Genomic DNA, 24,660 nt, shown 5'->3' with positions numbered 1-24,660 from the left:
CGCTCAGGTGCGGGACGGGGCGGGCTCCGGCCGGCGGCTCGCGCGCAGGCGGCTGACCAGGAGGGCGGTGACCGCCGCGAGGACGATCAGCGGCATCTGGTTGTACGCGTCGCGGCCGAGCAGCAGTACGGCCAGGACACAGCTGGTCAGCGGCTGCCCGGTGACGACCGTCGTGGCCGCCGAGATGCCCAGCGCGAACGCGGGGGCCGCCCCGAGCCCCGGCAGGCCCGCGAAGACCAGGCCGGTCGCCACGCCGATCAGCACCGCGGGGAAGATCGGGCCGCCGCGCAGGCTGCCCAGGCTGATGCCCCAGGCGAGCGCCTTGCAGACAACCAGCGCCACCAGCGCGAGCACCGGCCACCCCCGCGGGTTCTCGGCCAGCTGCCCGAGCGTCGTCTGCCCCGACAGCGCCGCCTCCTCGGGCGAGCGGCCGGTCAGCAGGGCGTACGCCGTCAGACAGACGCCGGCGGCCACGGCGCACACCACCGTGCGGACCGCCGTCGCCTGCGCGGAGGTCCACCGGTGGGTGCGCTCCCCGAGCCCGTGGGCCGCCGAGACGAGGACGGCGATCAGCGCGGCCACCGGCAGCCCCCACAGGAAGTCGCCCGCGTCGGGGACCGTGTCCGGCGGCACCTTCGGCAGCGCGAGGGCGCCGATCGACAGGCCGGTCCAGTGGCCGAATCCGGTGAACACGAGCGCGCCCGCCCCGCTCGCGGCAAGACAGGGCAGCAACAGCACGGCGAGCCGGGGCCCGGCGAGACCGGCGGCCTCCACGACCATGATGGCGGCCACCACCGGGCCGCCCAGGATGGTGGAGATGGCCGCCGTGGACCCCGCGGTGGCCACCACCGTCGCCGAGGCGGCGTCCGCCGGGTGCCGCCGCAGCACGCGCACCCCGAGCAGGGCGAGCGCGGACCCGACCGCCATCAGCGGCGCCTCGGGGCCGAGGGTGACGCCCAGCGGAAGCGTGAGGACGGCGGCCAGCACCACGCCCGGCAGGGCGCGGGGGCCGATGGGGTCCCCGCCCAGGCCGTGCGCCGGGACGTGCCCGCCGGCTCCCGGCAGCCGGGTGACGATCGGGGCGAGGATCAGTCCGGCCAGCGTCAGCGCGGGCAGCGGCCACCACCAGGGGGCCCGCCCCAGCCCGAGCGCGTGCGGCAGCTCCTGCCACACCTGGTGCTGGAGCCAGTGCTGGAGGCCGACGAAGAAGAAGCTGGCGAGCGCGATCGGCACACCGAGACCCAGCGAGAGCACGAGCAGCCGGAGATACCCGCGGCTCAGCAGCGTCCGCGCCGGGTCGCCGCCCGCGGAGGTCCGCTCGCCGCCGGCCGTCGAAGGCTGCCCGTCTCCCGCCGCCGGGGACCGCCCGTCGTCGGCCGGGGGCTGTCCGACCGTGTCGTTCACGCCCGTTCCACCTCCACCGCCGACGGTGCCCCGGACGGCGTTCGGCAACGCACCGGGCGGGCTCCAGCGAACGGCCGTCCGTCCCGTCCCAGGTAAGAGGCCCCGTCCGTCCCGTCCCGAGTAAACGGCCGTCCGCCCCGCCCCGCATCTCGGCGGACGCCTGTTCAGCCCAAGGCCCGGCCGCGCCGCTCAGTCGGAGGCCCCGGCCGCGCCGCTCAGTCCAGGGCCAGCCGCATCAGCGTCAGGTCGAGCCGGCGGCCGAACTTGATGCCGGCCTCCCGGACCGTTCCGGCGTGCTCGAACCCGAAGCGCTCATGGAGCCGGATCGAGGCGCCGTTGCCCGACTCGATGCCGGCGATCACGAGGTGGTGGCCCGCCGCGCGCGCCGCCGCGATGAGCGTGGTGAGCAGCGCGGACCCGATGCCGAGCCCATGCCGGCCCTCGCGGACGTAGACCGAGTCCTCCACCGTGTGCCGGTAACCCTCCAGCTCCCGCCACGGCGCGAACACCGCGAACCCCGCCACCTCGCCGTCCGCCTCGGCCACGAACGCCGAACCGCGCTCCAGATGCCGCGCCAGCCAGGCCGCACCCTCGGCGGGTGACTGCGGAACCTCCGTCCACAGGGCCGTCGAGTGCTCGATCGCGTGGTTGCGGATCGCCCGCACCGCCTCCGCATCACCGGCGCACGCCGGACGCACGGTCACCGGACGATCTCTCTCATATATTGGAAGCATGTCCAACATAGTAGATCCCCTGGTGGCGCGGATCGCGGCCCGGATCCGCGCCGAACGGGAACGGCGCGGCTGGACCCTCGCCCAGCTCGCCGACGCGTCCGGGGTCTCCCGTGCCATGATCAACCGGATCGAGCGCGGCGAGAGCAGCCCCACCGCCGTCGTGCTCGGCAAGCTGTCCGCCGCCTTCCAGCTGAGCATCGCCTCGCTGCTCGCCCTCGCGGAGGGCACAGCGCCGGGGACCGCGGAGGAAGCGGGAGCGCGCCGTCGTACCGAGGCGCCCCAGTGGCAGGATCCCGCCACCGGCTACCGGCGCCGCCAGATCACCGGCGCGCACTTCCCCGCGGAGGTCGCCGAGATCCGGCTGCCCGCCGGGGCACGGGTGTCGTACCCGGCCGCGGCCTTCGCCTTCGTCCACCAGGTCGTCTGGGTCCTCGACGGCCGCCTGACCTTCCAGGACGGCGAGCACATCCATGAACTCGGGCCGGGCGACACCCTCGAACTCGGCGACCCCGCGCCGCGCGTCTTCGCCAACACCACGGACACCGAGTGCCGCTACGCCGTCATCCTGGCCCGCGGCACCCGGCCCTGACCCGCGCCCCTCAGTCCTCGCCGTGCTGGCGGCGGATCCGGGCGGCCACCTCGTTCTGCTCCGTCTCCCACCAGGGCCGTACCCGTACCGCCTCGGCCTCGTCGGACGGTGCCTCGGCCCGCCCGGACCCGGACGCGGGGGGCGCCACCGGCGCGAGGTCCCGGTCCAGCCGCCGGTCCAGGGCCGCGGCCTGCACGCGTTCGGCGCGCGCCCACTGCACCAGGATCGCCAGCAGGAAGGGCAGTGCGACCAGTTCCGCGATGCTCAGCATGGCGCCGCCGCCGATCTGCTGGTCGTGCTGGACGTCCGGCGACCAGGCGGGCGCGTGACGCAGATACCAGGCCCCGGCGATCAGCGTGCCGTGCGTCATCACCACCAGGCCGGGCACCGCGTCGATGATGCCGTCCAGGAAGACCAGCGCCGCGCGCACCGGGTGACTGCACCACGCGGGCAGCGCCTCCTCGCGGGTGAGGACCGGTACGACGAACAGGCAGCCGGCCGCCAGCAGGTGCAGGTACATCAGCTCGTGCAGCCAGCCGACGCGCAGGGCGGTGGCGAAGTACGGCGTGAAGTAGACCGTCAGCTCGGTCCCCAGCACCAGGGCCGTGCTGACCAGCGGGAAGGTGAGCAGTCGTACGACCCGCCCGCCCATCACCCGCTGCACCCGCGCGGCGCCCTCGCCCGGCAGCGCCTCGATGGCGAGCCGCAGCGGATCGCCGAGGGCCAGGCCCAGCGGGGTGATGAGGTCCAGCAGGACGTTCTGCACCGCGGCCGGCCAGAACAGCACATGGTCGTAGACCGCGAGGCTCGACATGGTGGCCACCGCGAGGCCGCCGAGGCCCAGCACGGTGAACGCGAGGGTCCGGCCCGGCGACCAGGTCCCGCCCGCCCGGCGCACCCGCAGCACGCCCCAGCCGTACAGGCCGCCCAGGAGCGCGATCAGTATCAGCGCGGGCACGTCGATCTGCCACGACCCCAGCGCGCGTGCGAGTGTCAGCTCCGGCAGGCTCCCGGCCGCCACCACGGCCGTCGCGTGACCAGACATGGAAAAGCTTCCTCCACCTGCCTATAGGGAGCACACCGGACGACAGGTGACAGTAGCCGCTCGCGGCGCGCCCCGTCCCGGCAGGGTCGTGCCCAGCGGGCCGGGCGGCCGTGCTGAAGCGGGCGGCACGGCGCCGCAGCCGGCGGTGGCCGGCCTCGGCCCGCGGACCGGCCGCGCCCGGCCGAGTCCACCGAGATGCCCGCATCGGCGACGTGCGGGTGAGCGCGTGATCGACGCCGTCATCCAGGAAGGCGACATCGCTGCCGGTGCCCCGCTGCAAGACGATCCGCGCCCTTCTGCTCCGGACTCACCCGCGCGAACTCCGTCGCCGCCGCCTCCTCCTCGGCCGGCCCGCTCTGCGTCACGTCCAGCTCGCGCAGCACGCCCTCGCCGGGCCGCGCCGCCGGCCGGTCCGGTGTGCGGCAGGATGGGGCCGTGCCGACGAAGCCGAGCAAGACGGACCGGACGGACGGGGCGGACCGGGCGGACCGGATGGAACTGACCGAGGACGAGCTGCGGGAGATCACGGGCTACGCGGCCGACTGCGCGAGCAGAGTGCTGCACCTGTTCGAACAGGACATGCCCGCCGACCCGCGCCCCCGCGAGGCCATCGAGGCGGCACGCGCCTTCGCGGCCGGCGGACGCCGTACCCAGGCGCTGCGGCTGAGCGGCTTCGCGGCGTTCCGCGCGGCACGCGAGGCCGCGGCACCGGCCGCCGCCGATGCCGCCCGCGCGGCGAGCCACGCGGCAGGCGCCGCGTTCCTCCACCCTCTCGCCGACGCCCACCAGGTCAAACACATCCTCGGCGCGGCGGCCCACGCCGCCCGCGCACGGGAACTGGCGGCCGACGAGGACCACACAGCCGCCGCCGACGCGCTCGCGCAGGCACGCGCCCACGCCCCGGCCGCCGTCACCGCCGTCCTCGGCCGCCTGCCCGCGGCTCCGGCCGGGGGCGGGCACGTGGGGGAGTACATCCGGGGGTTGGACGCGGCGCTGCGCGAGTGAGTGGGGCACTGGGCGCCGATCGCCCCGGCGGCCCTGCGATTCAGGGCGGTTCGGGACCGGAGAGGGGACGGCTCACCCCGCCTCGCGGTGCAGTACACGCCGTGCCGCCTCGGCCTCGGCCGCCGGCGGGGAGAGTTCGTCCAGCGTGTCCAGTTCGTCGTCGGCCTCCAGTTCCCGCTCCCAGGCCGCGGCCAGCTGCTCCTGCTCGGCGCGCGGTTTCGCGCCGATGGCCGCTCGCTGGTCGGGCTCCAGAGCCGCCATGAATCGTCCGATCGCGTCCGTCGGCATGCCGTGCTCCTTGTCGCGCGGAACTGCCCCTCTCAGCCCAGCATGGCGAACGGGGCGCCCGCCCGCCTCCCGGCGGCCGGTCAGACGGTCAGCTCCGTCCGCGCCGGTGCCGTGGTGGCGAGGCCGTGCCGGATGAACCACTCCGTGCCCATCACCCGCTTCCACTCCGGCCGGGAGAGACGGGCCAGCAGACCCGGCACCGCCCCGCGCTCCACCTCGGAGCGGTGCGCCAGGACGGCGGCGATCTTCCGCTCCAGCCAGGGGCCGACATCGACCGTCGCCGTGACCTGCTCGTCCGGAACGCTGTACGCCGTCTTCCGCTCCCCGACCACCTCCCGCAGCGCCGGCACGGCCGAGTGCGGATGGGTCGCCAGATACAGGGCGCGCGGCTGCCAGGGTGCGCCGGCGTCCGGAGCGAACCGGGCAAGCCCGGCCGCCTGGACGGCGAGCACGGTCACCCGGTGCGTGTGCACATGATCCGGATGCCCCGTCACCCCGCCGTACGCGTCGTGCGTGACGACGATCTCCGGGCGGAACGCGCGGAGGTGCGCCACCAGCCGCCGGACCGCCTCGTCCAGCGGCGCGTCGCAGAACCGGGCGCGGCCCGGCGCCGACCACGGCACCCGCGCGTCGGCGTACCCCAGCAGCCGGGGCCGGCCGGCGCCGAGGATCCGCAGCGCCTCGGCCAGCTCCGCGGCGCGCCCGGTGTCCGCCGCCCACGTCGATGTGACGACCCCGGTACGGGCACCCGCGGCCGCGTGCCGGGCCAGCACCCCGCCCGCCGACAGCGACTCGTCGTCCGGGTGGGCGAACACCGCGAGCAGACTCGGCACGGACATGGACGGACCACCTTCGTCACGAGAATCCGGGGGACGGCTCACACCGACCGCGCGTACACCGACCGCCCGCCACCATACGGACGGCGCACGGTCAGCGCGCTCACCTCGAACGACATCTCGCTCGTGGCCGGGTCCGGCGGCGGGTGGTAGCGCCCGGCGCACACCGAGAGGCCCACGATGAGATGGGCCCGCCACGCCTGCCCCACGCCCCGGTGGTCCGCGAACACCGAGGCGCCGTTCAGCGACCAGATCACACAGCGCGGCCCGAACTCCGTACGCAGGTCCACCCACGCGCCGGGGCGGACCGCGTCGTCGCGCAGGTAGCAACTGGCGCTGCGCACCCGGTTGGTGAACTCCAGATGGTCGGGGTTGTCCACGTGGTACTCGAACACGTCCACCCCCTGGCCGCCGTCCCGCCAGGTCCGGATCGCCGGCCAGGCGCCGGTCTCCCGAGGCAGCCGCACCCGCGCCTCCAGCACATCACCCGGCTGCACGGTGAAACCCTCCCGGCTGCCCTCCGTGGTCAGCAGCCCCGTGTTCCAACGCCCGTCCGCCCGGCGGGTGGCCCGGAAGACCCCCGAGCGGCAGTAGCCGGGGTCGGCCACCAGCCGGTCCAGCCGGTCCTCGTCCGGATGGGCCGGGCCGCCCCCCGGAAACGCCCGCGAACGCCCCGCGACCCACTGGGCCGTGGAGGCGAAGTCCGCCGTGAACACCACATCGGACGCGTCCGGGAATCGCGGGGCGGCCGATAAGGGGTCGCCCCGCGGCGGTTCGTCCATGCTCATCTCCATGACCGATGTCTCACCGCCTGGCGGCCGGTCATGCGCCTACGCCCCGACTCTTGCCCGGATCTCCCCATCCGGGTGAACGGCCGGTATGCCCTTCCCCGGCTCCGGGGCTTGTCCAGAGGTCCGGACCAGGGGCTGCGCCGAACCGAACCCAAGCCTCCCGTACGGCTATTGCTCCGGCGCGTCGTCCTGCTCGGCCAGTCCCTCCGGGCGCCGCCCCCGCGGCTGCTGCGGCTCCGGGCGCACCGGCGTGGGCGGGACGGCACGGTCCTGCGGCGCGTCCGTGGTCACGCCGACCGGATCGCCGTAGTGGAGGATCGTCACCGGCTCGCCCTCCACCAGCCGGTACCGCACCTGCTGCGGACCGATGTCCACCTTCAGCCGGCGCCCGCGCACCTGCACCGTGAACACCACCCGTGACAGCGCCTCGGGCAGCCGCGGCGCGAAGCCGAGCACATCCGGCCGCTCGTCCTTGCCGAGGTGCCAGCGCAGGCCCCCGAAACCGGCGACGAGGGCGATCCACGTCCCGGCCAGCGAGGCGATGTGCAGCCCGTCGCGGGTGTTGTGCTCCAGGTCGTCCAGGTCCATCAGCGCGGCCTCGGCGAGATAGGCGTACGCCAGCCTGAGGTGCCCGGTCTCCGCGGCGAGCACCGCCTGGCAGCACGCCGACAGGGAGGAGTCGCGCACCGTCAGCGCCTCGTAATAGGCGAAGTTGCGCGCCTTCTCCTCGTCGCTGAACGCGTACGGGCACTCCAGCATCGCCAGCACCACGTCGGCCTGCTTCACCACCTGCTTGCGATACAGGTCGAAGTAGGGGTAGTTGAGCAGGAGCGGATAGTGCTCGGCCGGGGTCCGCTCGAAGTCCCAGCGCTGGAAGTGCGTGTATCCGGCGGACTGTTCGTGGACGCCCAGGGCGTCGTTGTACGGGATCGCCATCCGGGCCGCCGCGTCCCGCCAGGCCGCGGCCTCCTCGTCGTCCACCCCGAGTTCGTCGGCCCGGTCCGGATGGCGGATCGCCACATCGGCGGCGGCCAGCAGGTTCTGGCGGGCCATCAGGTTGGTGTAGAGGTTGTCCCGCGCGATGGCGCTGTACTCGTCGGGCCCGGTGACCCCGTCGATGTGGAAGACGCCCTCCGGGTCGTGGTGGCCGAGCGAGCGCCACAGCCGGGCGGTGTCCACCAGGATGTCGAATCCCACCCCGCGTTCGAACGCCTCGTCGCCGGTCGCCGCGATATAGCGGACCGTGGCCAGCGCGATGTCCGCGTCGATGTGGAAGGCGGCGGTCCCGGCCGGCCAGTAGGCGGAGCACTCGGCGCCGTCGATGGTCCGCCAGGGGAACGCCGCGCCCTGAAGGCCCAGTTGACGGGCGCGCTCACGGGCCGCGGGCAGCGTGCTGTGCCGCCAGCGCAGGGCGGACGCCACCGTCTCCGGCGCGGTGAACGTCAGCACCGGCATCACATACGACTCGGTGTCCCAGAAGGAGTGCCCGTCGTACCCGGTCCCGGTCAGCCCCTTCGCCGGGATCGCCCGGTTCTCGCCGCGGGCCGCCGCCTGGAGCACATGGAAGAGGGCGAACCGCACCGCCTGCTGGATCTGCGGGTCCCCCTCCACCTCGACGTCCGCACCCGCCCAGAACCCGTCGAGATAGGCCCGCTGCTCGGCGACCAGACCGTCCCAGCCGGTGCTGACGGCGACCGCCACCGCCCCGTCCACCTGGTCGCGCATGCTCGGCAGCGAACGCTCCCCGGACCAGCCGTACGCCACGAACTTGACCAGCCGCAGCGGCTGTCCGGGCGTCAGGTCCGCGGTCACCGTCAGCCGGCTGACATCGGGCTCGCACTGCGCCGACCAGCGGGTGCTCTCGGGCCCCTCCACGAGATGGTCGGCCGCCGCGCCCACCCGCTGCCCGCTGCGTTCCGTGCGGTGCACCAGACGCAGCCGGGTGTCCTCGGCGTAATGCTCCTCCGCCGTCAGCGGGGAGTCGGTCGCGGCGGCCACGCGCGGATCGCCCTCGACATGCGGGAGCTGCTCGTTGGCGATCAGCTCGGACTGGATGGCCACCGAGGCCGGTCCGTCCTCCGGCTCCACCTCGTAGACCACGGCGGCCACCGCGCGCTGGGTGAAGGACACCAGCCGCCGCGAGGTGATCCGGACCGTGCGCCCGCCCGGCGAGGTCCAGCGGGCGGTGCGGCTGAGCACCCCGGAGCGGAAGTCCAGCACCCGCTCGTGGGACAGCAGCCGACCGTAGCGCAGATCGTACGGGTGGTCGTCCACCAGCAGCCGGATCACCTTGCCGTCGGTGACGTTGATTGCCGTCTGGCCGGACTCGGGATAGCCGTACCCGGCCTCCGCGTACGGCAGCGGGTGCCGCTCGTGGACTCCGTTGAGATAGGCGCCGGGCAGCCCGTGCGGCTCGCCCTCGTCGAGGTTGCCGCGCCAGCCGACGTGCCCGTTGGACAGCGCGAACACCGACTCGCTCTGCGCGAGCACATCCAGGTTCAGCTCGGTCTCGCGCAGGGACCACGGCTCGACGGTGTAGCTGGGATGCGTGATCACGACGACTCCAGGAGTTCCGCCAGGTCGCGGACGACCACGTCGGCGCCGTGCGCCCGAAGCTGCTCCGCCTGCCCCACCCGGTCCACCCCCACCACCAGTCCGAACCGTCCCGCCCGCCCGGCCTCGACACCCGCGAGGGCGTCCTCGAACACGGCCGCCGCGGCGGGCTCCACGGACAGCCCGCGGGCCGCCTCCAGATAGGTGTCCGGAGCGGGCTTGCCACGCAACTGCCGCTCGCGCGTCACCACCCCGTCGATCCGCTCGTCGAACAGGTCCGCGATACCGGCCGCGGTCAGCACGTCCCGCGCGTTCGCGCTGGACGACACCACCGCGCAGGCCAGGCCCGCCGCGCGCACCTCGTGCAGGAAGCGGACCGAGCCCTCGTACGGCTCCACGCCGTCCTCCCGGATCCGGCGCAGCACCAGCTCGTTCTTCCGGGCGCCCAGACCGTGCACCGTCTCGGCGTCCGGCGGATCCTGCGGTGAGCCCTCGGGCAGCCGCACCCCGCGCGCCGCGAGGAACGTCCGCACCCCGTCCTCCCTGGGCCGCCCGTCCACGTACTCGTCGTAGTCCCGCACGGCGTCGAACGGCACGAACTCGGCGCCCTCCCGCCGCGCGCGTTCTCGCAGATAGGCGTCGAACATCTCCTTCCAGGCTGCCGAGTGCACCTTGGCGGTCTGGGTGAGCACCCCGTCGAGATCGAACAGACAGGCGCGTACGTGTGCGGGAAGCCGGGGCATGCTCCGAGGCTAGGAGCCGGCGGCGACCGACGGCGGGGGACACCGGCCCGGCACGCCGGAAGGCACCCGCTCGGTCGAGGCGCGCGCCGGGCGCGTGGCAGGATGCGCGGATCATGTGCGCTGACTGGTACGTCCTCATCGAGGAAGACATACGGGAGACAAGGCATCTGGAGGCCGTCGAGTTCCGGCTGCACCACTGGAAGCTGGCGGCCGCGCACCGCGTCCGGGGGGACGAGGACAGGATTGCCGCCGTGGCCGAGGACGCGGCGCTGCACTACCTGCCGGCCACCCTCGCCCGGCACGCCAAGCCGGGGGACCAGCCGGCCCGGCACGCCTTCCTCGGCCGGGACGGGTCGTGGGTGGTCCTCGTCGGGCTGCGGGGGCACCAGTGCCACATACGCGTGAGCACGGCCCGGCTCATGCATGTGCGGGAGGAGAAGGAGACCCCGCCGAAGACGCTCAAGGAGATGCTCCGCGGCGCCTGGGAGGGGCCGCCGCCCCTGGAGCGGCCCTGGTCACCGCCGGCGGAGGACTGAGGGCGGATCGAGTCGGCGGAGAGGGCAGGATTCGAACCTGCGTGGACCCCGTGAAGGATCCGACCTTGAGACGAGCTCGCCGGTCCCCGATCAACCACTCCGGGCACCTCTCCTTGCTCCCGGTCCGGGGCGGTGCCCGTTCCGTTCGCAAGAAGAGAATGGCAGCGGCCCCTGACAGGGCGCTGATGTGTCCCTGACGTGGTCAGCAACCGGGGAGCGTCCAGGGAGAGCCGGTGCTCGGCGGCGAGTTGCGGCACGACGGTGGCGGTGGAGGTCTTGGTGACACTGCCGATCCGCAGCCGGTCCGTGGTGTTCAGGGGGCGGCCTGGTGCGCAGATCGGCCACGCCGTCCGTCACGGTCCAGCGCGCGCAATCCGGCACGCGGGCCGGGCTCTTGACGAGAACGGCGGCCCCGGCGATCCGGTCCCCGGTGACCAGCCGCTGCACGGACCGGCGTACGGCCTCATGCGTGCCGCACGACCGGGCCGCGTCCGGCGGTCGGGCCGCGGCCGGCACTGCGGCGGCCGGCAGCGCGGCGAGCAGCACCACGGCGAGCAGTACCACGGCGAGCAGTACCACGGCGACGGCTCCGGCCGCGAGCGCGGCACCCCTGCGAAGTGCGCGTGAAAGTAGAGGAATTGCCATACGCACCACGGTAGAGATCGCGCACGGCGCGATCACTCCGGCCGGCCCCCGGACCGGTACGGGGGCCGGCGCCGGCCCGCGAGCGGGGGGTAACCCGAAGGCCCCGGTCGGCTACGCCGCGACGAGCGCCTTGCCGTACACCGTGGAACTGCGCCGCACCGTCATCCCGATCCGCTCGTACAGCGGCAGCGCCCCCGTGTCCGAGTGGGTCCACAGGACGCAGCTCCGCTTCCCCTGGAGGTAGAAGGCGCGGAAGGCCTCCCGCAGCAGCAGCCGCGCGATGCCCCGGTCACGGTGGTCACGGCGGACCGCGACCCGCTCGACGTACCCTTCGCCGCCGGCCGCGTCCGCCCCCGCCGCCACAACAGCGTCCGCATCCAGACCCGGATCTCCCGGATCCAGCGACAGCACCGCACCGACCAGCCGGCCCCCCGCGAAGGCGAGCCGCGACGCCGCCGGTGCGAACGTGGCCCGCCCGACCGTGTGCCGTGCCCACTCGGCGTACGGCTTGCGCCGCTGCTGCCACTCGTCGAACGCGTCCTCGGTGAGCCGGTACGCGGCCTCCTCGTCGCCCGCGCGGAACGCCCGTACCGTGATCCCGGCGGGCGGTTCCGGTACCTCCGGTTCCTCGGGCAGCGGCATCTCCAGCAGCCACTCGGTGACCATCTTGGCGTATCCGCCGGAGCGCAGCAGCGCCGTGGCCGCGAGATCGCTGTCGGAGACCGTCTGGGACAGCCGGTCTCCGCCCAGCTCCCGTGCCCGTGCCTCCGTCCAGGCGAGGAGCGCGGCGCCGAGCCCCCGGCCCCGGTGCTCGGGGTGCACATGGACGGTGGCGCGCCGCCCCCGCACCCAGCCCCACGCGGCCGGGTTCCCGCCGTGACCGGCGACCAGCACCGTGTCACACGCCGACTCGCCCCCGACCATGCCGAGATCGGCCGCGATGCGATCGGCGTCGGTCGTGGCCCGGCCGTGCAGCGCGCATTCGCACGCGGCGACCAGACGGTGCACCGCGTCGGTGTCCAAGGCGGTGGCCGGGCGGACTCGATACCCGGCCGGCCATGCTCCAGCAAGAGGATCAGCCATGGAAGAACCCTGCACCGGCACACCCCACCGGAAACAGGGGGAAGGGCCCCCGGCCGGCGGTGAGGCCGGTGGACAGGGAGGCGGCCCCCGGCTGCTGGTGATGCCGGTGACCGGGAGAAGGCCCAGGACGGCGGTGGCACCGGCCGGTAACGACGGTGGCACCGGTACGCAAGGAAGAGGCCCCCGGTCGACAGTCACGCCGGCCAGAGGCCCCTTCGCCCGGCCGGTCGTGACAGGCGTGACGCCGGCCGGGGGTTTCCTCACACCCGCTCAGGCCGTGTCAGCCGTCGTTCTCCGATGACGGCAGGTACGCGCCCGGCACGTCGTTCGGTGCGTACAGCTTCTTCTCGCCGGGGTACGGCTTGGCCCAGTTGTGGGTCTGGTACCACGTGTAGTGGTTCAGCTGGGCCGGGTTGGCGTAGTCGGGCACCGCGTTCGGCCCGGTCAGCCGCTGCTTGGACTTCCAGGTGTCCCACTGCGCCGCGAGCGGCTTCTCGGCCGCCGGCACCTTCGCGGCCGGCACCGCGGCGGCCTTCGGGTCCTGCGGCGCCGGGGTGTCCACACCGCACGACGGCGGGGTGCTCAGACCGTCGGTCAGCGAGGTCCGGTTGGGCAGCGCGGTGAACGGCGTGTAGTCCGGGTGCCGGGTGAACGCCCCGGTCATCGGGGTGGCCGCGCTGTCCTTCTGGTTCATCGGGTGGATCCCGAGGATCTGCTCGATGGTGCGGATCACGGTGATCTGCGAGTAGTAGCGGCTGTCGGTCGTGCCGTGCTGCGCCCAGGGGCTGATGATCTGGATCGGAGCACGGTGGCCGTCGACGTGGTCGAGACCCGACTGGGAGTCGTCCTCGAGCACGAAGATCGCCGAGTCCTTCCAGTACGTGCTGTGCGAGATCTCGTCCACGATCCTGCCGGTGGCGAGGTCGTTGTCCGCGACCTGGGCCGCGGCGCTCGCCGGACCACCGGTGTGGTCGCTGGAGAGCCAGAACATGTTCAGGTCCGCCGGACCGTTCTTCTCGAAGTCCTGCTTCCAGACCTGCTCCCGGTAGACGTCCGGGACACTGGTGTCGAACTTCGCGAAGCCGTGCACCGACACGTCGTTGAGCGACGGGATCGGCGAGGAGGAGTTCAGGGTGTAGGCGGAGCCCTGCCCCGTCGCGTCCATGTTCTTGGCGTCGCAGTACAGGTTCTGCCAGCTGGAGCCCGCCGGCTTGGTCAGGAACTGCTGGAACTCGCCGAAGTCCCGCACCGACTTGCCCGCCGCCTGCGCCCCGGTCCACAGGAACCCGGACTTCTGGTGGCCGAGGGCGTCGTCCTCGGTGTCGTAACTGCGCGCGTACTCACCGGCGGAGGACTCGGTGTACTCCGGATCGTCCGCCTGCATCAGCCAGTTGTGGCCCTCGGCGGAGTTGGTGCCGATGTCGTACGTGTTGTCGTACAGACCGAACTGGGCGGCCATCGCGTGCTGGTTGGGCGTGACGTTCTCGCCGAACTCCGTCAGCGCCGGATCGCCGTTGCCCTGCGGCATGTCGCCGAGCACCTGGTCGTAGGTGCGGTTCTCCTTGACGATCAGGAAGACGTGCTTGATCGTCGACGGGTCGCCGAGGCGCGCCGGGACCGGCACCGGCCTGGCATTGCTCCGGCCCTTGGCGAATTGCACCGAGCCGGCGGTCCAGCCGTTCTGCTGGAAGACCTTGGAGGTCTGGGCCCGGATCACGCTGTCGTCGGGCAGCGTGAAGCGCTGCACGCTCGACGTGGTGTCGTGGGTGGCGTGCCCGGAGGCGGCGGTGGGACGCAGCGCGTCGATGCCGCGGGTGTTGGAGACCACCACCTGCTTGCCGGCGCTCGCGATCTCCGCGGGGAAGTAGTCCGTCGGCAGCAGACCGACGTAACTCACCGGCTCCTGCGGGCTGGTGTAGCGGTAGACGGCGACCGCGTCGGCCCGGCCGAGCGTCACCAGCAGGTGCCCGTCGTCGGTGAGGGTCACCGCGTCGGGCTCGTAGCCCACCGACGCCTCCGGCCACGGCTGGGTGGAGATCGTCTGGACGACCTTGTCGTTGGCCGTGCTGATCACCGAGACGTCGTTGGTCGCGGTGTTGGTGACGAACACCGCGCCCTTCCTGGCGTACAGCGCGGTCGGGTGCAGACCGACGTCGATGCTGCTCGCGGGCTCCGCCGGGTGCGCCAGGTCGATGACGCTGACCGTGCCGGTGGTGGTGGCACCGGTCTTCGGGTCGGCCGGCACCTGGGTGCCGTACGAGTTGATGGTGGTGTCGCCGGGCTTCGCCGGGCGTCCGCCCTCGTTGCTCACGTACAGCTTGTCGCCGACCTGCACCAGGCCGCGCGGGGCGTTGCCGACCGGCCAGCTCTGCTCGATGGTCCCGGTCGCCGTGTCGATGGCGACCACCCGGTTCTGGCCGTTGACCGCCGAGTACACGGTGGAGCCGTCGGCTGAGAACACCGCGGCGCCCACCAGCGCGTGCTTGGTGCCGTCCGCGGGGATCTTGATGTACGTGGGGTCGGCGACCGTGCCGTCCGCGTTCACGGTGAAGCGGGTGTAGCCGTCGGTCTGGCCGAGCCACAACTGCTTGCCGTCGGGGGAGTAGGTGGGACCCTCCTGGCCGACGTCGTTGCCCTTGATGCGCGGGCTGGACGACGCGGCGCTGCCGGCGACCTGCTGCACCTTCCAGCCGTTCAGGTCCACGACGGCCAGCGCGGCGCCGCCGTCGGTGATGGAGGCGGCGAGGTGGGTGCCGTCCGGGCTGACCGTGGACGACATGATCTTGCCGTTGTTCACGACCAGGCGCTTGCCGTACGGCGCGAGGTACTGGTCGCTGGAGATGACCTGGCCCCTGTGGGTGACCTGGCCGACCTGTTGGGTGCCGAACTGGTGCGTCTGTGCGAAGGCGGCACCGGCGGCGGCGAGCGCGAGTGCGGAGGTCCCAGCGGTCACCAGCGGTATCCGGCGGCCGAAGCGTCTGGACAGGAAGCCCCGGCGCTCCTTCTGGACACGCCTGCGGTGGCGTGTTACCTGCATGGGTTATCCCTTCGGGGTGGGGAGCAGCTCGACGTTCCCGTCGAACTGCCACAGCGGGTTCGGCGCGTCCCCCTCGGGGGTGCGCACCAGGAAGTAGCCGTTCACTTCCTTCGGGCCGTCGCCGTCCGCGACGAACCGCCCGTCTGAGGTGACGTCGAGCTGGTAGACGGCCGTACCGGTGGCCTCGACGCCGGGGAGATGCCAGGACACGACGCAGCGCCAGTCGTTGCCCGGCCCGCGGGCGGCGACCCTGTCACTGCCCTTGTCGCAGGCGGCCGTGGCCCTCAGCTGCGCCTCGGTGACGGCCGGCCGGTGGAGCTGCCGGGTCTGCATCCGGTACAGATGGGCGAAGGCGGTGGCGAGCGAGCGCTGCACCTTGCCCTGTTCGATGCCGGAGCCCGACACCCCGGTGGCCGGCGCGATCACGGCGGCCGACACGGCGAGCAGGACCGCGAGCGGCAGCACTCCCGCCGTCACCGCGCGCCGGCCCGCACCGTCGTAGCCCTGGTTGGTGAAGTCGCGCCGCAGGAACAGCGCATAGGCCAGCACGGTCGCGGTGACGGCCCAGGCGAGGCTCACCGCGACGCCGATGAGCAGCGGGCCGACCTGCTCGGGGCTGGTGAACAGGCCGTTCCAGGCGATGAAGGCGTAGCCGGGCAGCGCGAGGCGCACGGCGAGGGGCAGCGGCAGCATCTGGGCGAGCTGCATCGCGAGCGCCACCACCGCGGGCAGCAGCAGGCCCATGGGGGAGCGGCCCAGGGTCACGGAGCCCAGCAGCCCGATCCCGGCGAGGGCCAGCGTCGGCGCGAGGACGGCGACCCAGGCCAGCAGGACCCTGACGGCGGCGTCCGAGGGCGCGAGCAGCCGGCCGTCGAGGCCGACCAGCGGTTGATCGCCGACCGCCAGCAGGCCGCCGACCGCGCCGGAGACGGCCAGCCCGGCCACCAGCAGCAGGATGACGGTCAGGCTCGCCAGCGCCTTGGCGACGAAGATGCGCCGGGCCGACCGTACGACCACCAGCAGATGGCGCCAGGTGCCGAGCCGGTCCTCGGCGGCGAACACGTCACCGGCGACCACCGAGGTCAGCAGCGGCAGCGCCCAGGTGCCCGCGAAACCGAGCACCACCAGCGGTCCCGCCCAGCCTGTGGCGTGCATCCACCGCCCGAACAGCGTGTCCGAGGGCAGGGTGCTCTGCGCGCTCACCCCGGCGACGAACACCGCAGGGACGATCCAGCAGGCGAGCACCAGCAGCCGGATCCGCCACTGCGAGACGAGTTTGACCAGCTCGAAGCGGTAGCCGCGCGATACGGAGACCGGCCGGGCGGGGGCGGGGCGCTCCGCCGTCAGCGTCGCGGTCATCGGCCGGCCTCCTGCTGTTCCCGCTGTGCCTGCTGCCCGTACGGGGCCTGCTGGTCCCGCTGGTTCTGCTGGTTCTGCTGGTCCCGCTCGTCCTGCTGTTCGGTGAGCGCGAGGAAGGCGGCCTCCAACGGCGAGACCACGGGCGCCAGTTCGCGTACCGCGATGTCCGACCGCACGACGCGGTCCACGAGCCGGTCGAGCGCGGGCGCCAACGCCCGTACGACGAGCACCCCGTCGCCGTACCGCGTCCCGCCGCCCTCCATGACCCGCACGCCCGCCGCCTCGATCGCCAGCCGGCGCGCGGCCGCGGGGTCGGAGGTGATCAGCCGGTACTCCAACTCCCGGTTTTCGGAGGCCAGTTCGGCGAGCGGTCCGGAGAAGACGACCCGTCCGGTGGCGAGGATGGTCACCTCGGAGCACAGCGCCTCGACGTCGTCCATCCGGTGGCTGGAGAGCACCACGCTCGTGCCGTCCGCCGCGAGCCGGTCCAGGACCCGGTGCACATGCCGCTTGCCCGAGGGATCGAGGCCGTTGGACGGCTCGTCCAGGACGAGCAGCCGGGGCCGGGTGAGCAGGGCGGCGGCGAGCCCGAGCCGCTGCCGCATGCCGAGCGAGAAGCCGCGCACCCGGTCGTCGGCGACATCGCGCAGCCCGACCTCGGTGAGCACCTCCCCGATCCCCGCCGTGCGCGCGCCGGGCCCGCGCAGCGCGGCCAGCGCGGCCAGGTTCTGCCGGGCGGTCAACGACGGGTACAGGCCGGGTCCGTCGACGAATCCGGCCACTCCGTCAACGGCCGAAAGTGCGCGCCCGACCGGCACGCCGAGGATGTCCAGAGCGCCCGCGTCGGCGACGGCGAGCCCCAGCAGCAGGCCGAGCAACGTCGTCTTCCCGGCCCCGTTCGGGCCGACCAGGCCATGAATCCGACCCTGGGTCACCTCCAGGTCGACCCGGTCGAGCGCGACCACATCACCGAAGCACTTCGTGATCCCGCGCGCCCGCACCGCGAGCACTGCGTCCATGAACTCCTCCTTGAAGACCGCAAGGACCGTAGGCGGGTGCCGAAGAACCCTGGCAGGGAGGAGAGTTGAACGTTCCGGGAATGGGGGGCTACGGATGTACGACACATCGTGCGCGCTCCCTGTACGCGCCGCACGCCTCCGTACCCGGCCCGACCCGGACCGTGTGGCACCCCCCGCCCTCACCCGCGCGTGCGCGCGTCCGGCGCTCCCGTCCCCGACGGGCCCGGCGGCGCAGCGGTCACCCTAGAGCGCGGTCCACCCGGCAGGGGGGCCGTACCGCGATGCCCGGCCAGCGGCGCGCGCGGTCCTGGCACACAGTCTGGCCGGGTACCCTGCTCCCCCCCCCACCGCCCCGCCCGTCGTATTGCCGAAGCGTGACCGGACACCGGCGTAGAGGTGGCGTCGGCCAGGCTCTACACTCACTTGGTAGCCGCAAGCAACGGAATGTGAGTGATGATCGGCACCGAGAGCCGCAGAGGCCAGGAGGGCGCCGTACGGGTGGATGCCGTACGGGCCGACGACGCGCGCCCGGACGACGTACCGTCCGCCCAGGCGACGTCCCCGGCGACGGCGAGCACGACCGATACGGCGGCCGGAGCCGCTACGGTGAGCACGACCGCTACGGCGACCGGAGCCGTGACGATGAGCACGACCGCTACGGCGACCGGGACCGCGATCGAGGAGGCTGTGAGCGCCGAGGCAGCCGCGTCCGGCCTGGGGGCGGAGATGGTGCGCCTCATGCGGCACTTCGCCGCCTGGACGCAGCGCGCCGGCGTCGAGTGCGGGGCCGCGGACCGCGTGCTGCTGGCCCGCCTGGTGACCTACGGGCGGCGCCGCGCGACCGACCTGGCGGCGGACGTCTTCCTCGACCTGTCGACGGTCAGCCGGCAGGTGCGTTCGCTCGTGGACCGGGGGCTGGTGGAACGCCACCCCGACCCGGAGGACCGCAGGGGCTCGCTGCTCAGCGCGACCGAGGCCGGACGCGCCGCGTACCAGAGCGCCGTACGCCGCCGCGAGGCGGAACTGACCCGGCTCCTGGAGCCGTGGCCGGCCGAGGACCGCACCCTTCTCACCCGTCTGCTCAAGCGCCTCAACGACGACCTGGTGGACAGCACGTACACGAGCCTCGGTACCGGGCAGCACCCGGTGGGCGAGGCCAGGCAAGGAGATCTGCACGCATGACCATGTCCGCGTCCCCGGCCCGCGGGGGAACCCCAGCGATATCCGCGTCGCCGCCACCACCGGCCGGCCGGCTGTCGCACCGCCAGATCATGACGATCCTCAGCGGTCTCATGCTGGGCATGTTCCTCGCCGCCCTCGACCAGACCATCGTCAGCACCTCGATCCGCACCATCGCGGACGATCTGCACGGACTCAGCGCGCAGGCGTGGGTCACCACCGCCTACCTGATCACGTCGACCATCAGCACCCCGCTGTACGGCAAGCTGTCCGACCTCTACGGCCGCAAGCCCTTCTTCCTCGCGGCCATCACGATCTTCATCGCCGGCTCGGCGGCCTGCTCCTTCGCCACCTCGATGAACGAGCTGTCGGCCTTCCGCGCCTTCCAGGGCATCGGCGCCGGCGGTCTGATGTCGCTGGCGCTGGCGATCATCGGTGACATCGTGCCGCCCCGCGAGCGCGCCCGGTACCAGGGCTACATGCTCGCCATGTTCGGCTCCTCCAGCGTCCTCGGCCCGCTGATCGGCGGCTTCCTGGCCGGTCGCAGCAGCATCCTGGCCATCGCGGGCTGGCGCTGGGTGTTCCTCGTCAACGTCCCGGTCGGCATCGTCGCGCTCTTTGTCGTCGCCAAGGTGCTGAACCTTCCGCACACCCGGCGCGAGCACCGCATCGACTGGTGGGGCGCGCTCACCATCGCCATCGGCGTGGTGCCGCTGCTGCTCGTGGCCGAGCAGGGCCAGACCTGGGGCTGGACCTCCACCAAGTCGGGCGTCTGCTACGCCGTCGGCGTGGTCGGCCTGGTGGCCTGGGTGTTCGTGGAGCGGGCCATGGGCGACGAGGCGCTGATCCCGATGCGCCTGTTCCGCAGCTCCGTGTTCAGCAAGATGAGCCTGCTGTCCATCCTCATCGGTATGGGCATGTTCGGCGGGATGATGATGGTCCCGCTGTACCTCCAGATCGTGAAGGGCGTCAGCCCCACCAAGTCCGGCCTGCTGATGCTGCCGCTGATGGTCGGCATGATCGCCGGCACCATGGTGGTCGGCCGCATCATCGCCAAGACCGGCAAGTACAAGATCTTCCCGGTCATCGGCACGATCCTGCTGATCGCCGCCATGCTGCTGTTCCACTACCGGGTCCAGTGGGACAGCCCGCTGCCGGAGACCATGGCCTACATGGCGCTGTTCGGCCTCGGCCTCAGCGGCTGTATGCAGATCCTGACCCTCGCCGTGCAGAACTCCGTCGAGCCCAAGGACATGGGCGTGGCGACCGCGTCGGCCACCTTCTTCCGCCAGATGGGCGGCACCGCCGGTACGGCGATCTTCCTGTCCGTGCTGTTCAGCACCGTCGGCGACAAGATCAGCTCCGCGTTCCGGGCGGCCGCCCGCACGCCCGCGTTCCAGGCCGCCCTGCACGACCCGGCCGTGCGTTCCGACCCGGCCAACGCGCCGGTGCTGAACATGCTCAAGCACCCCGCCGCGAGCGGCAGCGGCTCGGGCGTGCTGGACGACTCCTCCTTCATCCAGCAGCTCGACCCCCGGCTGGCCCAGCCCTTCAAGGAGGGCTTCACCGACGCGATGCACGTGGTGTTCCTGTGCGCCGCGGCCATCATGGTGCTCGGCTTCCTGGTCGCCGTGTGGACCAAGGAGGTGCCGCTGCGCAAGGTCTCCGGTCTGGAGGCACGGGCCGCCGAGGCGAACGGCACCCCGGCCGAGGACGCCGACGTGAAGGACGCCCAGGTGAGCGCCGTAGCGGCGGACAGCGGCCAGGCGACCTCCGCGCCGCTCGTCGAGGACACCCCCGTCGAAGCAGCGCCGGCCGCGGGACAGGTCGTCCGCGGCCGGGTCCTCGACGGTGCGGACGCCCCGGTTCCGCAGGCGGCGATCACCCTGATCGACGTCCGCGGCCGGCAGCTCGACCGCGCGGTCAGCGGCGTGGACGGCACGTACACGCTGTCGGTGCCGGGTGCCGGTACCTATGTGCTGATCGGCGCGGCCGGTGCCCGTCAGCCGCAGGCCGTCACCGTGCTGGTCGGCGACGAGCCGGTGGTCTGCGACCTCGTGCTCACCGGCAGCAGCGCCGCGCTCGCCGGCTCCGTCCGGGACGCGGCCCGGGGGAACCCGCTGCCGGGCGCCCTGCTGGTCGCGACCGACCTGCGTGGCGAGGTGGTGACCTCCGCGACCTCCGCGGCCGACGGCGGCTTCTCGCTGGCGAACCTGGTTCCGGGCAGCTACACCCTCGCCGTGAACGCGGCGGGTTACCGTCCGGCCGCGGTGCCCGTCGAGGTGACGCCGGGTGCGGCCGAGCCGTGCGAGATCCGGCTCGAAGCCGGTGCCCAGCTGCACGGAATCGTCAGCGCCGCCACCGGCGGGCCGCTCGACGACGCCAAGGTGACGCTGCTGGACGCGGCCGGCAACGTGCTCGGCACCGCGACCACCGGGCCCGACGGCGCCTACGGGTTCACCGACCTCGATCTCGGCGAGTACACCGTGATCGCCAGCGGGTACGCCCCGGTCGCCGGGTCCGTCCGCGTGGACGCGGGCGGCACCACGGACTTCGACCTGGAACTGTCCCACGAGGACACCGCCAGGTAACGCGCTCGACGCCCTCCGGGGCACCCGGTCAGGGCCTGCGATCCCCCGCGGATCGCGGGCCCTGATGTCATGTCCGGGTCCCCAGGGGGCTGCGGCCGGGCCGGCGGACAGCCGGCGGCTGCGCCTGCCGGCAACCGCTCCCGGCAGGCGCTCAGTGCGGCGCTTGACTTGGAGAGCACTCCAATTCGTAGCGTTCCCGGTATGAGTACTGCACAGCACAAGATCGGGTCCGGCTTCGGCGCCACCAGCACCGCCGACGAGGTCCTGGCGGGCATCGACCTCAGCGGCAAGCTCGCCCTGGTCACGGGGGGCTACTCGGGGATCGGCCTGGAGACCACGCGCTCGCTCGTCAAGGCCGGCGCCGAGGTCGTCGTACCGGCGCGCCGTCCCGAGACCGCCGAGCGGGCACTGGCCGGGCTGCCCGGCGTCGAGGTGGACGAGCTGGACCTCGGCGACCTGGACAGCGTGCGCGGCTTCGCGGAGCGGTTCCTCGCCTCCGGGCGGAGCCTGGACATCGTGATCGACAGCGCCGGGATCATGGCCTGCCCGGAGACGCGGGTGGGTGACGGCTGGGAGGCGCAGTTCGCCACCAACCACCTCGGCCACTTCGCCCTCGTCAACCGGCTGTGGCCCGCCATCACACCGGGCGGCGCGCGGGTCGTCTCCGTGTCCTCGCGCGGCCACCACGCCTCCGGTATCCGCTGGGACGACGTGCACTGGCGGCGGGGCTACGACAAGTGGGGGGCGTACGGCCAGGCCAAGACCGCCAATGTCCTGTTCGCCGTCCATCTCGACAAGCTCGGCCACGACGCCGGGGTCCGCGCCTTCGCCCTGCACCCCGGCGGCATCCTCACCCCGCTCCAACGGCACCTCGCCCAGGAGGAGATGATCGAGCGCGGCTGGATCGACGAGCACGGCAACCTGCTCCACCCCGAGGCGTTCAAGACCCCGCAGCAGGGCGCGGCCACCCAGGTCTGGGCGGCGACCTCCCCGCAGCTCGACGGTCTCGGCGGCCTCTACCTGGAGGACTGCGACATCGCCGAACTGGCCCCGGAGGGCGACGCCCGCGAAGGCGTCAAGGAGTGGGCGATCGACCCGGAGCAGGCGGCCCGGCTGTGGACGCTGTCGGCCGAGCTGACGGGGGTGGACGCGTTCGCGTCCTGAACGGTCGCCCGGCGACCGCGCAGTCCGGGCGGGTCCGCGCGGTCCGCGCCGTCCGCGGGGTGCGGCGCGTCCGTCGTCGTCACCCGTCCGGCGCACCGGCCCGCCGCCGCCTCACGGTCGCGCGGTTCCGCGCGCGGTGGGTGCGCGGCCTGGTGCGGCGCCGCCGGGGGCCCGCCGCGGCCGGGGACTCCGTACGCCGGAGCACCATACTGGCCTGAAAGGGTCATAACGCCCCCGGACTCGCGGAGGTGCCAGGATGCGCGACGACGTCGAGAACGACGACGGGCTTGCCGAGGAACCCGAGCCGTACGACGAGGACGCGGTCGAGGGCGGTTACGAGGACGAGGACGGCTACGGCCCCGAGGGTGACGCCGAGGTCCTGGCGCCCGGTGACGAGCCCGACGTCTTCCTCGACGTCCCGTTGCTGAAGGTCGACGAGATCGACCTGGACGTGGAGGATCTGCGGGCCCGCGTCTCGCTCCAGGCCGAGGTCCTGGACCTGCTGAGGCTGAACGTGGGTGCCGATGTCGCCCTCGGCCGGGTGCACTTGGGCATCTCCGGCGTGGCGGCGCAGGCGCACCTCAGAGTGCGGCTCGACAACGTCGCGTCGATCATCAACCGGGTGCTCACCACCCTCGATCGCAACCCGCAGATCCTGGAGGAACTGGCGCGGGGCGTCGGGTCGGCGGTGCGGGACGTCGGCGGCGGGGCCCGGCTGGCCGTGGGCGAACTCGGCACCGGGGCGGGCAGGGCCGTCGAGGACGTCGGTCACGGCGCCGGATACGCGGTGGAGGGCGTCGGACGCGGAGTGGGCGGCGCCGTCCGGGACGTGGGCCGGGGCGCGGGCTCGGCGGTGCGGGACGTCGGCGCGGGCGCGGGCGGGGCCGTCGAGGACGTGGGCGGGGGAGCGGGGGCGGGTGGTGGAGGATGTCGGGGGTGGTGCGGGGCGCGTGGTGGGGGATGTCGGCGGCCGGGCCGGGCAGGCCGTGAGCGAGGTCGGTGGGGCGGTGCCGGAGACGGGCCGGGCCGCGGGGCGGACCGTGCGGGAGACGGGTGACGCCGCGGGTGAGGCGGTCGGCGTGGCAGGGGGCGCAGCGGGGGAAGCGGTCGGCGGCGAGGGTGGGACGGCCGAGGTTTCGGGGAAGGCGGCCGAGCGCAGGGCGGTCCGGCGGACCGCGCGGTCGGCCAGGAGGGCCGCCGGCGGAAGTGGTGACGCCGAGCGCGGCCGGACCACCGCCCGGACACGCCGTTCCCGTGACGGCGACGGCGAGGGCAATGGCGCCCGTGACCGCGACGGTGTAAGCGGGGCCGGCGATGACGAGCGGCCGGAGCGTCCCGTCCGCCGCCGTGCCCGGAAGTCGCGGGACGAGCCGCCGTGAACGAACGACGGCTGGGGACCCGGCGGAGCCGCCACGGGGCCGGTGCAAGGATCACCTGCCGCGCGCGGCCCCGGCGGATCCCCGGAACCGGACATCTCGTTCGAGGCGACGGTCCGCGGTGACCGTCTCCGCTTCGCGGCGGAGCCCCGGACCGCCGTGCGCTTCCCCGGCGACGGTGAACGGGAGTCCTCCTCCCGCAGCGAGCGGACCAACCTCCCCGACCGGGTCGCTGCCGGCCGGGAGTACCGCGAGGTCCGCGTCGCCTACCGTCTCGCGAGCCGGCTCGTCTCGCCTACCACCGGTACCAGCGCCCCCGGCGGCCGCCGCTCCCGGTGGGCCGGACCAGGAAGCCCAGCAGCCACAGCACGAGCACGATCACCGCGATCCACCACAGCGCCTTCAGGGCGAAGCCCGCGCCGAAGAGGATCAGGGCCAGAAGAAGAACCAGAATCAGGGGAACCATCGTTATCAACCTCCTGGCCACCGAATGCCCTTGCTTCGTTGTGGCAAGCGCACAAAACACCGGTTACTTCCACGGCTCGGGGGGAATGGGCACCCGTTCGGACGGGGACTGATCCGCCCGGCGTAACCCGCCGGGCGCAGGGGCGCGATCGGTGTGATGCCGCATCCGGAGGGCTTGTCCTACGATGTGAAGCGCCTCGGTGACGGGCGGCGGAGGG

At 73.3% G+C, this 24,660-nt stretch carries 21 protein-coding genes and 1 pseudogene; 8 read left to right on the top strand and 14 right to left on the bottom strand.

Features of this window, described 5'->3' with window-relative positions:
- Window positions 1-3: 3 nt before the first annotated feature.
- Together AC069R_RS18120 and AC069R_RS18115 are read right to left on the bottom strand one after the other, a co-directional pair.
- Window positions 4-1,284, bottom strand: a complete 1,281-nt coding sequence (locus AC069R_RS18120) for a chloride channel protein (protein WP_478767892.1) — start codon at window positions 1,282-1,284, stop codon at window positions 4-6.
- A 335-nt stretch (window positions 1,285-1,619) separates the two neighbouring features.
- Window positions 1,620-2,108 (bottom strand): N-acetyltransferase family protein, encoded by a 489-nt coding sequence (locus AC069R_RS18115; RefSeq protein WP_478767778.1) that lies wholly within the window; start codon window positions 2,106-2,108, stop codon window positions 1,620-1,622.
- 28 nt (window positions 2,109-2,136) lie between these two features.
- On the opposite strand from AC069R_RS18115, the gene AC069R_RS18110 reads away from it, so the two are divergent.
- On the top strand, window positions 2,137-2,727 hold the full coding sequence (locus tag AC069R_RS18110) for a helix-turn-helix domain-containing protein (RefSeq protein ID WP_478767777.1): 591 nt from the start codon (window positions 2,137-2,139) through the stop codon (window positions 2,725-2,727).
- Window positions 2,728-2,737: 10 nt separating this feature from the next.
- Here AC069R_RS18110 and AC069R_RS18105 read toward each other — a convergent pair whose 3' ends face one another.
- Window positions 2,738-3,772: a cytochrome c oxidase assembly protein gene (locus AC069R_RS18105; protein ID WP_478767776.1), complete on the bottom strand. Its 1,035-nt coding sequence runs from the start codon at window positions 3,770-3,772 to the stop codon at window positions 2,738-2,740.
- A 435-nt stretch (window positions 3,773-4,207) separates the two neighbouring features.
- Between AC069R_RS18105 and AC069R_RS18100 the strand changes: the two genes are divergently transcribed.
- Complete coding sequence (locus AC069R_RS18100) at window positions 4,208-4,777, top strand: putative immunity protein (protein WP_478767775.1); 570 nt, start codon at window positions 4,208-4,210, stop codon at window positions 4,775-4,777.
- 72 nt (window positions 4,778-4,849) lie between these two features.
- Here AC069R_RS18100 and AC069R_RS18095 read toward each other — a convergent pair whose 3' ends face one another.
- The 5 genes from AC069R_RS18095 to AC069R_RS18075 form a co-directional block, all read right to left on the bottom strand.
- Window positions 4,850-5,065, bottom strand: coding sequence for a hypothetical protein (locus tag AC069R_RS18095; RefSeq protein WP_478767774.1), 216 nt, complete (start codon window positions 5,063-5,065; stop codon window positions 4,850-4,852).
- Window positions 5,066-5,145: 80 nt separating this feature from the next.
- Complete coding sequence (locus AC069R_RS18090; RefSeq protein ID WP_478767773.1) at window positions 5,146-5,904, bottom strand: PIG-L deacetylase family protein; 759 nt, start codon at window positions 5,902-5,904, stop codon at window positions 5,146-5,148.
- A gap of 38 nt (window positions 5,905-5,942) precedes the next feature.
- Window positions 5,943-6,683: a beta-glucanase gene (locus AC069R_RS18085; RefSeq protein WP_478767772.1), complete on the bottom strand. Its 741-nt coding sequence runs from the start codon at window positions 6,681-6,683 to the stop codon at window positions 5,943-5,945.
- Between the two features lie 177 nt (window positions 6,684-6,860).
- Window positions 6,861-9,248 carry a glycoside hydrolase family 65 protein gene (locus tag AC069R_RS18080; protein WP_478767771.1) on the bottom strand — a complete coding sequence of 796 codons (2,388 nt, stop codon included), beginning with the start codon at window positions 9,246-9,248 and terminating at the stop codon, window positions 6,861-6,863.
- On the bottom strand, window positions 9,245-9,988 hold the full coding sequence (locus AC069R_RS18075; protein ID WP_478767770.1) for a beta-phosphoglucomutase family hydrolase: 744 nt from the start codon (window positions 9,986-9,988) through the stop codon (window positions 9,245-9,247). The genes AC069R_RS18080 and AC069R_RS18075 overlap by 4 nt, the downstream gene beginning before the upstream one ends.
- Window positions 9,989-10,101: 113 nt before the next feature.
- Between AC069R_RS18075 and AC069R_RS18070 the strand changes: the two genes are divergently transcribed.
- Window positions 10,102-10,524, top strand: a complete 423-nt coding sequence (locus tag AC069R_RS18070; protein ID WP_478767769.1) for a hypothetical protein — start codon at window positions 10,102-10,104, stop codon at window positions 10,522-10,524.
- A gap of 16 nt (window positions 10,525-10,540) precedes the next feature.
- Here AC069R_RS18070 and AC069R_RS18065 read toward each other — a convergent pair.
- Window positions 10,541-10,637: pseudogene (locus AC069R_RS18065) on the bottom strand.
- Window positions 10,638-10,989: 352 nt separating this feature from the next.
- Between AC069R_RS18065 and AC069R_RS18060 the strand changes: the two are divergent.
- On the top strand, window positions 10,990-11,151 hold the full coding sequence (locus AC069R_RS18060; protein ID WP_478767768.1) for a hypothetical protein: 162 nt from the start codon (window positions 10,990-10,992) through the stop codon (window positions 11,149-11,151).
- Between the two features lie 129 nt (window positions 11,152-11,280).
- Here AC069R_RS18060 and AC069R_RS18055 read toward each other — a convergent pair whose 3' ends face one another.
- The 4 genes from AC069R_RS18055 to AC069R_RS18040 all read right to left on the bottom strand — a co-directional run bounded on the left by AC069R_RS18055 (window position 11,281) and on the right by AC069R_RS18040 (window position 17,667).
- A complete protein-coding gene (locus AC069R_RS18055) occupies window positions 11,281-12,252 on the bottom strand; it encodes a GNAT family N-acetyltransferase (RefSeq protein WP_478767767.1) in 972 nt (323 codons plus the stop codon).
- A 280-nt stretch (window positions 12,253-12,532) separates the two neighbouring features.
- The gene (locus tag AC069R_RS18050; RefSeq protein WP_478767766.1) at window positions 12,533-15,289 is read right to left on the bottom strand and encodes a bifunctional YncE family protein/alkaline phosphatase family protein; all 2,757 of its coding nucleotides are present in this window, start codon (window positions 15,287-15,289) and stop codon (window positions 12,533-12,535) included.
- A gap of 3 nt (window positions 15,290-15,292) precedes the next feature.
- Window positions 15,293-16,648 carry an ABC transporter permease gene (locus tag AC069R_RS18045; protein ID WP_478767765.1) on the bottom strand — a complete coding sequence of 452 codons (1,356 nt, stop codon included), beginning with the start codon at window positions 16,646-16,648 and terminating at the stop codon, window positions 15,293-15,295.
- Window positions 16,645-17,667 carry an ABC transporter ATP-binding protein gene (locus tag AC069R_RS18040; RefSeq protein ID WP_478767764.1) on the bottom strand — a complete coding sequence of 341 codons (1,023 nt, stop codon included), beginning with the start codon at window positions 17,665-17,667 and terminating at the stop codon, window positions 16,645-16,647. Before AC069R_RS18040 ends, AC069R_RS18045 begins: the two co-directional genes overlap by 4 nt.
- A 453-nt stretch (window positions 17,668-18,120) precedes the next feature.
- Between AC069R_RS18040 and AC069R_RS18035 the strand changes: the two genes are divergently transcribed.
- The 4 genes from AC069R_RS18035 (at window position 18,121) to AC069R_RS18020 (ending at window position 23,658) form a co-directional block, all read left to right on the top strand.
- On the top strand, window positions 18,121-18,849 hold the full coding sequence (locus AC069R_RS18035) for a MarR family winged helix-turn-helix transcriptional regulator (protein ID WP_478767763.1): 729 nt from the start codon (window positions 18,121-18,123) through the stop codon (window positions 18,847-18,849).
- Window positions 18,846-21,437: an MFS transporter gene (locus AC069R_RS18030; protein ID WP_478767762.1), complete on the top strand. Its 2,592-nt coding sequence runs from the start codon at window positions 18,846-18,848 to the stop codon at window positions 21,435-21,437. Before AC069R_RS18035 ends, AC069R_RS18030 begins: the two co-directional genes overlap by 4 nt.
- Before the next feature lie 201 nt (window positions 21,438-21,638).
- On the top strand, window positions 21,639-22,601 hold the full coding sequence (locus tag AC069R_RS18025) for an SDR family NAD(P)-dependent oxidoreductase (RefSeq protein ID WP_478767761.1): 963 nt from the start codon (window positions 21,639-21,641) through the stop codon (window positions 22,599-22,601).
- A 256-nt stretch (window positions 22,602-22,857) separates the two neighbouring features.
- Window positions 22,858-23,658, top strand: a complete 801-nt coding sequence (locus tag AC069R_RS18020) for a hypothetical protein (protein ID WP_478767760.1) — start codon at window positions 22,858-22,860, stop codon at window positions 23,656-23,658.
- 614 nt (window positions 23,659-24,272) lie between these two features.
- On the opposite strand, the gene AC069R_RS18015 is transcribed toward AC069R_RS18020, so the two are convergent.
- A complete protein-coding gene (locus AC069R_RS18015; RefSeq protein ID WP_125211829.1) occupies window positions 24,273-24,443 on the bottom strand; it encodes a DUF5670 family protein in 171 nt (56 codons plus the stop codon).
- Window positions 24,444-24,660: the final 217 nt, after the last annotated feature.

It is taken from the genome of Streptomyces sp. NPDC043952 (genome assembly GCF_056435325.1).
Note: the sequence above shows the minus strand (reverse complement) of the source record. Positions and strands in the feature narration are given on the sequence as shown.

Coding starts and splice junctions, on each gene's coding strand:
- AC069R_RS18110 (WP_478767777.1), top strand. CDS start 2,137: ATGTCCAACATAGTAGATCCCCTGGTGGCGCGGATCGCGGCCCGGATC.
- AC069R_RS18105 (WP_478767776.1), bottom strand. CDS start 3,772: ATGTCTGGTCACGCGACGGCCGTGGTGGCGGCCGGGAGCCTGCCGGAG.
- AC069R_RS18095 (WP_478767774.1), bottom strand. CDS start 5,065: ATGCCGACGGACGCGATCGGACGATTCATGGCGGCTCTGGAGCCCGAC.
- AC069R_RS18090 (WP_478767773.1), bottom strand. CDS start 5,904: ATGTCCGTGCCGAGTCTGCTCGCGGTGTTCGCCCACCCGGACGACGAG.
- AC069R_RS18085 (WP_478767772.1), bottom strand. CDS start 6,683: ATGGACGAACCGCCGCGGGGCGACCCCTTATCGGCCGCCCCGCGATTC.
- AC069R_RS18075 (WP_478767770.1), bottom strand. CDS start 9,988: ATGCCCCGGCTTCCCGCACACGTACGCGCCTGTCTGTTCGATCTCGAC.
- AC069R_RS18070 (WP_478767769.1), top strand. CDS start 10,102: ATGTGCGCTGACTGGTACGTCCTCATCGAGGAAGACATACGGGAGACA.
- AC069R_RS18060 (WP_478767768.1), top strand. CDS start 10,990: ATGCGTGCCGCACGACCGGGCCGCGTCCGGCGGTCGGGCCGCGGCCGG.
- AC069R_RS18055 (WP_478767767.1), bottom strand. CDS start 12,252: ATGGCTGATCCTCTTGCTGGAGCATGGCCGGCCGGGTATCGAGTCCGC.
- AC069R_RS18050 (WP_478767766.1), bottom strand. CDS start 15,289: ATGCAGGTAACACGCCACCGCAGGCGTGTCCAGAAGGAGCGCCGGGGC.
- AC069R_RS18045 (WP_478767765.1), bottom strand. CDS start 16,648: ATGACCGCGACGCTGACGGCGGAGCGCCCCGCCCCCGCCCGGCCGGTC.
- AC069R_RS18040 (WP_478767764.1), bottom strand. CDS start 17,667: ATGGACGCAGTGCTCGCGGTGCGGGCGCGCGGGATCACGAAGTGCTTC.
- AC069R_RS18035 (WP_478767763.1), top strand. CDS start 18,121: ATGATCGGCACCGAGAGCCGCAGAGGCCAGGAGGGCGCCGTACGGGTG.
- AC069R_RS18030 (WP_478767762.1), top strand. CDS start 18,846: ATGACCATGTCCGCGTCCCCGGCCCGCGGGGGAACCCCAGCGATATCC.
- AC069R_RS18025 (WP_478767761.1), top strand. CDS start 21,639: ATGAGTACTGCACAGCACAAGATCGGGTCCGGCTTCGGCGCCACCAGC.
- AC069R_RS18020 (WP_478767760.1), top strand. CDS start 22,858: ATGCGCGACGACGTCGAGAACGACGACGGGCTTGCCGAGGAACCCGAG.
- AC069R_RS18015 (WP_125211829.1), bottom strand. CDS start 24,443: ATGGTTCCCCTGATTCTGGTTCTTCTTCTGGCCCTGATCCTCTTCGGC.